The organism is Streptomyces cyaneus (assembly GCF_004028635.1).
Lineage (GTDB): Bacteria > Actinomycetota > Actinomycetes > Streptomycetales > Streptomycetaceae > Streptomyces > Streptomyces cyaneus.
Window position 1 is genome coordinate 1 of the sequence record NZ_RQJW01000031.1, and the last position, 11,026, is coordinate 11,026.

General features: G+C 67.2%; 10 protein-coding genes and 2 rRNA genes. All 12 read right to left on the reverse strand.

Features of this window, described 5'->3' with window-relative positions; all coding sequences use genetic code 11:
* Window positions 1-236: 236 nt before the first annotated feature.
* Window positions 237-1,757 (reverse strand): DNA polymerase IV, encoded by a 1,521-nt coding sequence (locus tag EHO50_RS43725; protein WP_246101848.1) that lies wholly within the window; start codon window positions 1,755-1,757, stop codon window positions 237-239.
* A 176-nt stretch (window positions 1,758-1,933) separates the two neighbouring features.
* A complete protein-coding gene (locus EHO50_RS43730) occupies window positions 1,934-2,593 on the reverse strand; it encodes a MerR family transcriptional regulator (protein ID WP_128437465.1) in 660 nt (219 codons plus the stop codon).
* Between the two features lie 266 nt (window positions 2,594-2,859).
* Entirely contained in the window at window positions 2,860-3,333 is a 474-nt protein-coding gene (locus tag EHO50_RS43735; protein ID WP_004002801.1) for a bifunctional nuclease family protein, read from the reverse strand.
* An 86-nt stretch (window positions 3,334-3,419) separates the two neighbouring features.
* The gene (gene ftsR / locus EHO50_RS43740) at window positions 3,420-4,160 is read right to left on the reverse strand and encodes a transcriptional regulator FtsR (RefSeq protein ID WP_128437466.1); all 741 of its coding nucleotides are present in this window, start codon (window positions 4,158-4,160) and stop codon (window positions 3,420-3,422) included.
* A gap of 41 nt (window positions 4,161-4,201) precedes the next feature.
* Window positions 4,202-5,107, reverse strand: coding sequence for a zinc-ribbon and FHA domain-containing protein (locus EHO50_RS43745; RefSeq protein ID WP_128437467.1), 906 nt, complete (start codon window positions 5,105-5,107; stop codon window positions 4,202-4,204).
* Window positions 5,108-5,168: 61 nt separating this feature from the next.
* Window positions 5,169-6,005 carry a DUF881 domain-containing protein gene (locus tag EHO50_RS43750; protein ID WP_128437468.1) on the reverse strand — a complete coding sequence of 279 codons (837 nt, stop codon included), beginning with the start codon at window positions 6,003-6,005 and terminating at the stop codon, window positions 5,169-5,171.
* A gap of 5 nt (window positions 6,006-6,010) precedes the next feature.
* Entirely contained in the window at window positions 6,011-6,343 is a 333-nt protein-coding gene (locus EHO50_RS43755; protein WP_003988855.1) for a small basic family protein, read from the reverse strand.
* Entirely contained in the window at window positions 6,340-7,251 is a 912-nt protein-coding gene (locus EHO50_RS43760) for a DUF881 domain-containing protein (RefSeq protein WP_128437469.1), read from the reverse strand. The genes EHO50_RS43755 and EHO50_RS43760 overlap by 4 nt, the downstream gene beginning before the upstream one ends.
* Before the next feature lie 95 nt (window positions 7,252-7,346).
* Window positions 7,347-9,842, reverse strand: a complete 2,496-nt coding sequence (locus EHO50_RS43765) for a mannose-1-phosphate guanyltransferase (RefSeq protein WP_128437470.1) — start codon at window positions 9,840-9,842, stop codon at window positions 7,347-7,349.
* A 91-nt stretch (window positions 9,843-9,933) separates the two neighbouring features.
* A complete protein-coding gene (gene clsA / locus EHO50_RS43770) occupies window positions 9,934-10,566 on the reverse strand; it encodes a cardiolipin synthase ClsA (protein WP_128437471.1) in 633 nt (210 codons plus the stop codon).
* 109 nt (window positions 10,567-10,675) lie between these two features.
* Window positions 10,676-10,792: ribosomal RNA gene (rrf, locus tag EHO50_RS43775) — 5S ribosomal RNA — on the reverse strand.
* 70 nt (window positions 10,793-10,862) lie between these two features.
* Window positions 10,863-11,026: ribosomal RNA gene (locus tag EHO50_RS43780) — 23S ribosomal RNA — on the reverse strand; the annotation flags it as partial.

Sequence of the window (11,026 nt, forward strand, 5' to 3'; positions counted from 1 at the left end):
GCACCACCACGCCACGGACCACCCCGCCAACCGCAGCCACAGACCACCACAGCACGGGCCGCCACCAGCCTGCGTAGCTGCGGGCAGTCGTGCCGCTGGGGCGGCACGGGTGGGCGCAGCGGCCCCCCGCCAGCGCGGGCGAGCGACCCCGCCCCACAGAACCCCCACGCCGGGCAAGTCACCAGGAACCGCACGGCCGCTTAAACGCTGTACCGCATTCCCCCGCCCCCGTGCCCCTACCCAGGCACCACAGGCCCCTCTGCCACTCCTGCACTCGCCCCGCGCAGACCAGCCTCCCCCACCCCTAATGCCCCAGCCCCACCAGCCCCACCAGCCTCAGAGACACCATCCCCACGAGCCTCAGAGACACCACCCCCAGATCCACCGCCTCCCCCACTTCCCCCAGACCCCCCAGGTCTCCGCCGCACCAACGGCAACGGATCCGCCCCCTCCAATTCCGGATCGTCGACCCGAAACGTCCGCACCCGCCCCGGCTCCGCCGACTCAGGCGTCTCAAACCGCACAGTCACCCGCCCCAGCCCACTCCCCTGCACCCACCCGTGCCCATACTCGGCATGCCGCACATCGTGCCCCGCAGACCACCGCCGCTCGACAGGGACGTCGTGCCGCTCCTCCACAGGCTCCTCCTGGTCACCCACCTCCTCGAGGTGATCGACCTGCTCCCCCGCGGCCTGCGCGAACAGATCCTCCTGCGTGTAGTCGGCCAGCCCACTGACCCCGACCCCCAGCAACCGCACCCCACCCGTCGTGTCCACGGCTTCCAGCAGCCGCGCCGCAGCCTCCCGCACCACCGCCGGATCATCCGTGGGCCCACGCAGCGTCTCGGACCGCGTCAAGGTCGAAAAGTCGTAGCGCCGCACCTTCAGCACGATGGTCCGCCCCGACAACCCCGCCCCACGCAACCGCCGCACACAACGATCAGCGAGCCGCTGCACCTCCAGGCCCACCCGAACCCGGTCGTGAATGTCCACGTCATACGTGTCCTCGACCGACACCGACTTGGCCTCCCGCTCGGCCACCACCGGCCGCTCGTCGTGCGCCAGCGCCATGGCGTACAGGGCATGCCCATGAGCCTTGCCCAGCAGCCTTACCAGCTCGTCCTCACCCGCCTCGGCGATCTCCTCGACCGTGTGGATCCCGGCCCGCCGCAGATGGTCCCCGGTCGCCGGCCCCACCCCCGGCAACGTCCGCACGGACATCGGCCCGAGCAACTCCCGCTCGGTCCCGGGCTCGATCAGCACCAACCCATCGGGCTTGGCCTGCTCCGAGGCGATCTTCGCCAGCATCTTGGACGCGGCCAGCCCCACCGACCCGGCGAGCCCGGTGACCGCACGTATGTCAGCGCGAAGCTTCGCCCCCACCAGCCGCGCGGACCCCTCGTCCCAAGCCGCTCCCCCGGCCTCCAGATCCACGAAGGCTTCATCCAGGCTCAGCGGCTCCACCAGCGGCGACAGCTCCCGCAGCAGCGCCATCACCTGCTCGCTGACGTCACGGTAGATCCCGAAGCGCGGCACGAGATACGCGGCATTCGGCGCCAGCCGGCGCGCCTGTGCCATGGGCATCGCCGAGTGAACCCCGAAAACCCGAGCCTCATAGGACGCGGTGGCGACGACTCCCCGCGGCCCGAGCCCACCCACAATGACGGCTTTCCCGCGCAGGCTCGGCTTGGATGCCTGCTCCACCGAGGCGTAGAAGGCATCCATGTCGAGATGCAGGATCGTGGGCGCGTTTCTCACATCTCCGATGCTGCCTCACGCCACTGACAATGCCCTGCTGCGCCCGCCTGACCCACAGACTGCCTGACCCACACACTGCCTGACCCGCAGACCGTCGAACCTCGACCGCCCGGTCGACCAACGCCGACCGATCCCCGAGACACCTGGGCGAATACCGCAAAGACGAGACGAACGGCTCAGCCGGCCCGGTTACGCCGCCGAGCCAGCTCGTCCGCCGGATTGTGCCCGACCAGCGTCTCCCCGGTGTCGATCCGCTCCCCGTGCAGCTGCGACAAGGCACTCTCGACGTCCCGCCACACCACCCCCACGGCGATCCCGAAGATCCCCTGCCCACCCTGGAGGAGCGCGTGCACCTCATCCGGCGACGTGCACTCGTACACCGTCGCGCCGTCGCTCATCAGCGTCATGCGCTCCAGATCACGAAAGCCCCGCTCCCGCAGATGCTGCACGGCGGTACGGATGTTCTGCAACGACACACCGGTGTCGAGGAACCGCTTGACGATCTTCAGGACGACAACGTCCCGGAAGCTGTAGAGCCGCTGGGTTCCCGACCCGTACGCAGGCCGCACGCTCGGCTCGACGAGGCCGGTGCGCGCCCAGTAGTCCAGTTGCCGGTACGTGATGCCGGCGGCCGCACACGCCGTCGGACCGCGGTAGCCGATCTGCTCGGTCTCCATGGACGCCGCCCCTCCGCCGCTGCTCGGCACGGCCGTCGGTCGCTGCGTAGCGTGATCGGCCGCGCTGCCCTGAAGCGGGCTCTGAAGCGGGTACGGACCGCTCGCCCCGAAACTGCGTCCGGGGGCACCCCCAGCCGTACCGTCGCCGCTGCTTCTCACGCCGACCTCCGTCCTTGACCTGCCTTCTCGACGGTAGGCAGTCACCAGGGGTGCGTCAACGATCGCCACACTCGGCACGCCGAGTGATAATCACCCTAGGAGTGGTTTCCCGTACCCCACCGCGGGGAAAGGCTAGCCGAATGCGCTCGGAGCAGGGCGTAGGACGCTCGCGCTCGCCGCTGGCAAATACCGGCATTTGAGCCGTAACCGACTGTGGGCCGTACCACCACGGACCGCGAGTCCGCCGGGCCGCCGCCCACGCCGCCTCACTGGCTGCTGGTGCCGAAGTCCTCGGGCGAGATCTGGTCGAGGAACTCGCGGAACTTCTCCACCTCGTCCTCCTGCTCGTCCGGGATCGCGATGCCCGCGTCGTCGAGCACCCCGTCGCTGCCGTAGATCGGCGTTCCGGTGCGCAGGGCCAGCGCTATGGCATCGGACGGGCGGGCGCTCACCTCGACGCCGCTGGCGAAGACCAGCTCGGCGTAGAAGACGCCCTCACGCAGGTCCGTGATGCGTACTTCGGTGAGCTCCTGGCCGACGGCCTCCAGCACGTCCTTGAACAGGTCGTGGGTCAGCGGTCGCGCGGGGGCCATGCCCTGCTGGGCGAAAGCGATCGCCGTCGCCTCCCCCGGCCCGATCCAGATGGGGAGGTAGCGGTCGCCTCCCACTTCGCGCAGGAGCACGATCGGTTGGTTGGAGGGCATTTCGACCCGGACACCTACGACATCGAGCTCGTTCACACAGCAACCCTAGGCCGTGCTCGGGACGTTTGGGTAGTCGGGCCGAGAACGGGTGGCCGATCCGGCCTTCATGTGCATGTCCCCGCTCAGGGCAGCCGTACCCCGAGAGCGGTCTGCACCAGCGCGGCGTGCAGCTTCACCGTGAGCCCCGCGAGCTCCTTCGCACGGGCCTCGGCGTGCGCCCTGGTCTGCGGATTGCGGTGCCGCCTGAGCGGGGCCACGACCTGGTCCACGAGCCCCGCCTCACGGTCGGCGGCGCCCTTCATCACCCGCAGATGCCTCGGCTCGATCCCGAAGCGCCCCAGCTCGGCGACGAGCGAGGCCACGGTGACCGCCTCCGCGTCGTACGCCCCGTCCGGGAGCGGAGTGATCAGCCCGTACGACTCCCACTCCTCGAGCTCCTGCTCACCGATCTCGGCGGCGGCGAGCAGTTGCGTCCGCCCGATCCGGGCCGCCGTGCGCCTCTCGGCCGGCTCCAGGACGGCGGCTTCGCCGTCACGCTGACGGCACAGGGTCGGAAGCGGTGCGGCCTCCCCGCGTTCCATGGCGTCCAGGTGCTCTCGGATCACCTTGAGCGGCAGATAGTGGTCCCGCTGCATCCTCAGCACGTGTCCGAGCCGCTCGACGTCGTGCGCGCTGAACTTGCGGTACCCCGAGGGGGTCCGCTGAGGCTCGACGAGACCCTCCGACTCCAGAAAGCGGATCTTGGAGATGGTGATGTCAGGGAATTCCTCGCGCAGCGCGTTCAGCACTGTGCCGATGCTCATCAGCCGACTGTCCGTGGCGGCGATGCCGTGCCCGGCACCGCCGCTCGGTGATTTCAGCATGGACCTTCCCTGGGTCTCCCCGGACGGGCTCCGGGGGAGGGTCAGTAGCCCCGCTGGCTCGCGTAGAACACCAGACGGTACTTGCCGATCTGGACCTCGTCGCCGTTGTTCAGAGCGACCTGGTCGATCCGCTCGCGGTTGACGTACGTGCCGTTCAGACTGCCGACGTCGGCCACCGTGAACGAGCCGTCCGGGCTGCGACGGAATTCCACGTGCCGACGCGAGACCGTCACGTCGTCCAGGAAGATGTCGCTCTGCGGGTGCCGCCCGGCCGTGGTCAGATCGCCGTCCAGCAGGAATCGACTGCCCGAGTTCGGTCCACGGCGCACCACCAGCAGCGCGGAACCCAACGGAAGCGCGTCGACGGCCGCCTGGGCCTCGGGAGACAGCGCCGGAATCTGCGTCTGGCCGGTGGACTCGGCGTCGTAGGCCTCAAGACCGGAAATGGAGATCGTGGAGGTCGTTTCGGACGGACGCTCGGGGGCCGCACCGGCCCGCAGCGGCGCGCCGCAGTTGGAACAGAAGCGGCTGTTCTCCGCGTTGCGGTTACCGCACCTCGTACACACCAGGGCCGACATCGGGGAAAACCCTCCACCCGTACTTGAGGTTGACGGTTGCCCGAAACCTATGCCGCCGGACCGGGCAGGGTCAACTGACGGCGCGCCCTGACCTCCAGGAATGTCACCGCCCGGCCCAGGCACCTGATCCCTGAACAGGGGGCGCTGGCCCTCATCGTCCCCCTGTGCGCGATGACGAGCGGTCGCGTTGTCGCTGCCCTCTCGCGCGCTCTTGCCGAACAACTTCGCAAACAACTTCACGGGCGATTCCCCTTGACCGAAACAGACCCGCCCGTGGGGCAGGACGAACCCTGACTGCACTCTCTGACCGACCCGGACACCCTCACAACGTCCGTCTCCACCAGACAGTTTCCACCACGCACCACCCATTCGGTGCGCCGACCCCCCGCAACCTCATGCCCTCGCCGGACGTCCCCCATGCACCCCCGGTTCACTGGGAGGACGACCGAGCGTAGTCAGGCCGCTTCGCTGCTCGCAAGGCGTCCACGACGATCTTGTCCGACCGCTCGATGGTCACGGTGGCCTGCTCCTTCTCAAGAGTCTGCACCACGCCTCCAGGGATGTTGAGCGCCGGTTCGAGGTCCTGCGGTTTGCCGATGACCTTGAAACGATAGGGAGCGTTGATCTTGTTCCCGTCGACGCTCACGCTGTTGCCGGAATCCGTCAGATACGTGCCTGCGACAACGCGTACGCCGTTCACCTGGATCGCCTCCGCGCCGGCCGCGCGCAGCTCCTGGATCGCGTCGAGCAGCATGTCCGCCTCGACCGTCCCCTTCGTGTCGTCGATGGTCATCGTGATGCCAGGTCCCTGCGCGGCCACCGTGCCCGCCAGAATGCCGAGTTGCCTCTCCTTCTCGACCGTCTGCTTGCGAGCCTCCTCGGCCTGGTTCGAGCTGTTCTCCAGCTCGTCGCGCTGTTTCTCGAGACCTTGCTTCTCGTCCTCAAGACGCTGAGTACGGTCATCCAGTTCATCGAGGATGCGAACGAGATCTTCCTGACGTGCGCCACGCAGGGCGCTGTCACCGTCGCTGTTCGAGGCGACCTGGACGGCGAGACCGAAGCCGAGGCCGAACAGCAGCACGGCGACGATCAGTTGGGCCCTGGTGACGCGCGGCGGCCACAGCCCCTTCGCCAGCCGCTGCCGCCCGGTCAGCTCGCTCCGCTGCTCCTCGGGAGCGTCCACGACCTCGGACGCGCCGTCGGCCGGCACCTCCTCGGGCAGCTCCTTGCGCAGCCTGTTCTCGGGCGTCTCGTCATGGCTGTTCATCGGCCTCACGCCCGGAACACGTGCCGGCGAATCGCCGCGGCGTTCGAGAAGATACGGATGCCGAGCACGACGACGACACCGGTGGACAGCTGGGCGCCCACGCCCAACTTGTCGCCCAGGAAGACGATCAGCGCGGCCACGACCACATTGGACAGGAACGACACGACGAAGACCTTGTCGTCGAAGATCCCGTCGAGCATGGCCCGCAGACCTCCGAAGACGGCGTCGAGAGCCGCCACGACGGCGATCGGCAAGTAAGGCTCGACGACCGCCGGAACCTCAGGCCGGACCAACAGGCCGGCCACGACTCCCACGACGAGGCCCAGTACGGCGATCACGATGTGCCCTTCCCGGTTTTCTCGGTGTTCGGCTGTGCTGTACGTACGATCACACTCGGTGCGGCAGGGAGCCGGAGGTCGTCCTGCACCGAAATGCTGGTCCTGACCCCGAAGTTCTCCTGCAGGGCATGCAGATACAGCCCGTCGGCGCTGTCCTGGAACCTCGCGCTGAGCCGCTCCCCGTCCCCCACCGCGAGCACCGTGTACGGCGGAACCAGCGGTTTGTTGTCGACCAGTATCGCGTCACCCGCGGCCCTGATCGCCGACAGGGCCGTCAGCCGCTGCCCGTTGATGGAGATCGCCTCGGCGCCCGACTCCCACAGCCCGTTGACCACACGCTGCATGTCACGGTCGCGCACCCGCCCGGTATCGGAGAACCCGGACGCCCCGCGCGGGTTGCCGTCGCCGCCCGTGGAAGCTTCCTTGGCGTCGTTCACGACCAGCTTCACACCAGGCCCGTGCACCTCGACAGCGCCCGACAAGATGCCCACGAGCTCCGCCTGATCACTGTCGCCGGTCGCTTTCAGCGCCTCGCGCTGCCGCGCGCTCACATCGTCGCGCAGCTTGTCGACGGTCCCCTCCAGCTTGTCCGCCGCCGCGGTCTCACGGTCGATGCGGTCGATCAGTTCCTCGCGCTCCTTGGCCATGACGGGCGCCGCGACCCGCGCCTGCGCCGCTCCCACGGTCACCACGAGCGCCGCGAGCACCAGACCGGCGGCGAGCCCGAGCTTCGCCCTCAGCGTCTTGGGCAGTCCCCCGTCACCCGCAGCCTTCTTCCGGGCGGCGGCCTCGGCGTACCCGTCGTCGAGGCTGTGATCCATGACGTTGGTGAGCAGCGACATGGACGCGTCCGGGCGCGAGGGGCGCGTAGGTGTGCTCCGAACGGGGGGCTGCGGCATGCCGCACATCGTCGCACGTCGCGGCCGATACCTCCGAATGGCCCCACCGGCGTGCCGGACAGGCCCCTGGAGGCGCCTGTCCGGCACGCGCGCGTGCGAGGGTCTCAGCGACCGGCGCTGTCCACGACCGCCGCCCACTCGTCGAGCAGAGCCTGCGCGGACGCGTCATCCGGCCCTTCCGCCCACAGATGGGTGACCGCCTCGGCCGGGTCGGGCAGCACCATCACCCAACGCCCGTCGGTCTCCACGACCCGAACACCGTCGGTCGTGTCGACAAAGCGATCTCCGGCAGCCTCTACGACCCGCCGCATCACCAAGCCCTTGACGGCCCAGGGAGTCGCAAGATCCCGCTTGATGACATGCGCCCGCGGAATCCGCGCGTCGATCTGGCTGAGCGTGAGCTGCGTCCGCGCCACCAGCCCGATCAACCGTACGAAGGCCGCCGTACCGTCGAAGACGCTGCTGAACTCAGGGACGATGAAGCCGCCCCTGCCGTCACCTCCGAAGATCGTCGTGTCATCACGACCGACCCGGGTCAGATCATCCGGCGAGGTGGTCGTCCACTCCACCTGCGTCCCGTGATACGCCGCCACCTGCTCGGCGATCCGTGTAGTCGTCACCGGCAGCGCGACCCGCCCACTGCGCCGCTCCGCGGCCACGAGGTCGAGCATGACGAGCAGGGCCCGGTCGTCCTCGACGATCCGCCCCTTCTCGTCGACCAGCGACAGCCGCTCACCGACGGGATCGAACCGCACCCCGAACGCCGCCCGCGCGGACGCCACGATCTCTCCCAGCCGCACCAACCCCGACCGCCGCGCATCCGCCGACTCGGTGGGCCTGGACTCGTCGAGACCGGGGTTGATGGTCAGCGAGTCCACACCGAGCTTCCCGAGCAGGCTGGGCAGCACAAGCCCCGCGCTGCCGTTCGACGCGTCCACGACGACCTTCAGCCCCGACTCCGAAATCCCGGTCGTATCGACGTTCCGCAACAACGACCCGGTGTACGAGTCGAAGACACTCGCCGGAAAATACAGATCCCCGATCTCTCCCGGGAACGCACGCCGGTACTCCTGCCGCGCGAAAACCCGGTCAAGCTTCCGCTGGCTGCCCTGCGACAGGTCAGCACCCTGCCCGTCGAAGAACATGATGTCCACGGAATCCGGCACCCCGGGCGTCGTCCGAATCATGATCCCGCCGGCACTGCCCCGCGCGGTCTGCTGCCGCGCCACCGGCAGCGGTACGTTCTCCAGATCTCGTACGTCGATGGCGCTGGCCTGCAGCGCGGAGATGACTGCCCGCTTCAGCGCACGAGCACCACGGGAGTGGTCACGGGCGGTGGTGACGGTGGACCCCTTCTTCAGGGTCGTCGCATAGGCGCCGGCGAGGCGAACGGCGAGCTCGGGCGTGATCTCCACGTTCAGGATTCCGGAGACACCACGAGCACCGAAGAGATGCGCCTGGCCCCTCGACTCCCAGATCACCGAGGTGTTGACGAAGGCGCCGGCCTCGATGGTCTTGAACGGATAGACGCGCACATTGCCCTGGACGATCGATTCTTCACCGATCAGGCACTCATCACCGATGACCGCGCCGTCCTCGATCCGAGCGGCACGCATGATGTCGGTGTTCTTCCCGACGACGCAACCGCGCAGATTGCTGTGCTGCCCCACATACACGTTGTCGTGCACGACAGCCTTGTGCAGAAACGCCCCGCTCTTCACGACGACGTTCGAGCCGACGACAGTGTGCTCCCGGATTTCCGCACCAGCCTCGACCTTGGCGTAGTCCCCGATGTACAGGGGCCCCCGGAGAACGGCGTCGGCATGCACCTCGGCGCCCTCCGCCACCCACACGCCTGGCGAGATCTCGAAGCCGTCGATCTCGACGTCGACCTTGCCCTCCAGGACGTCGGCCTGCGCCTTCACATAGCTCTCGTGAGTACCGACGTCCTCCCAATATCCCTCCGCGACATACCCATAGATCGGCTTGCCTTCCTTCATCAGCTGCGGGAAGACATCGCCGGACCAGTCCACGGGCACATCGGCCTCGACGTAGTCGAAGACCTCGGGCTCCATGACATAGATGCCGGTGTTCACGGTGTCCGAGAAGACCTGCCCCCAGGTCGGCTTCTCAAGGAAGCGCTCAACCCGGCCTTCCTCGTCGACAATGGTGATGCCGAATTCCAGTGGATTGGGCACACGGGTCAGACAGACGGTGACCAGCGCGCCCTTCTCCTTGTGGAAATTGATCAGCTCAGTGAGGTCGAAGTCGGTCAGGGCATCACCGGAGATGACGAGGAAAGCATCGTCCTTCAACGCCTCTTCGGCGTTCTTGACGCTTCCGGCGGTACCGAGTGGCTTCTCCTCATTGGCATAGCTGAGCTCCATTCCGAGCTCTTCACCGTCACCGAAGTAGTTCTTGACCAGCGAGGCCAGGAACTGCACAGTTACGACGGTCTCACTCAGCCCATGCCTTTTGAGCAGCCGCAGAACGTGCTCCATGATCGGCCGGTTGACCACCGGCAGGAGCGGCTTGGGCATGCTTGAGGTCATGGGGCGAAGGCGTGTGCCTTCGCCTCCGGCCATCACGACGGCCTTCATGTCGGAAGCGTCCTCCTCTAAGAGACGACGGTCTAGCCGACTTCACCCGTCCAGATTGTCCCGCACTTTTCCGCCGCGGGCCATCGAGCCGCTACGCCCGCTTCAATCCGCGAGTTCCATCGGCCATGGCGTCCGCTCGGACTAGGCGGCGGACCTGTACCACGTAGAGGACTCCTGCCCACCAGTACAGCGTTGTACCCCATCCGGCGAACGCCCATCCGAAAATAGCAGCGAGTGACGGGATCCAGCCACTTCCGTCACTGAGCAGCAACAACGGGAAGGCATACATCAGGTTGAACGTAGCTGCCTTCCCAAGGAAGTTCACCTGCGGCGGCGGATAGCCATGACGCCTGAGAATGCCCACCATCACCAGCAGAACCAGTTCTCGCGCCAAAAGTACAGCGGTCAACCAGACTGGCAGAATCTCGCGCCAGGTGAGGCCGACCAGAGTCGAGAGGATGTAGAGCCGATCGGCCGCGGGATCGAGAAGCCGGCCGAGGCTGCTGACCTGGTTCCAGCGCCGGGCGAGCTTGCCGTCCAGGTAGTCACTGACGCCGCTCAGAGCCAGCACCAGAAGTGCCCAGCCGTCACTCTTCGGCCCACCGAACTCAGGCCTGAGAATCAGCCACAGGAACAGCGGCACCCCAACGAGCCGCGCCATGCTGAGGATGTTGGGGATGGTGAGGACCCGGTTCGTCTGAACACGGGTCTCCTGGACCTCCACCCGGGGGCCTCCTGTGGGAAACGTACCTACGATGCCCCCTGACCCTACCTCAACGCAAAAAAGCGCTGGCTCTCGGGCTGCATGCCCAAGAGCCAGCGCTCTAAAAGGAGTTCGGCGGCGTCCTACTCTCCCACAGGGTCCCCCCTGCAGTACCATCGGCGCTGTAAGGCTTAGCTTCCGGGTTCGGAATGTAACCGGGCGTTTCCCTCACGCTATAACCACCGAAACACTATGAAGTTAGACCGGAAAAAAACACGGTCGTTGCCTCAGAACTAACACAGTGGACGCGAGCAACTGAGGACAAGCCCTCGGCCTATTAGTACCGGTCACCTCCACACGTTACCGTGCTTCCAGATCCGGCCTATCAACCCAGTCGTCTACTGGGAGCCTTACCCCATCAAGTGGGTGGGAGTCCTCATCTCGAAGCAGGCTTCCCGCTTAGATGCTTTCAGCGGTTATC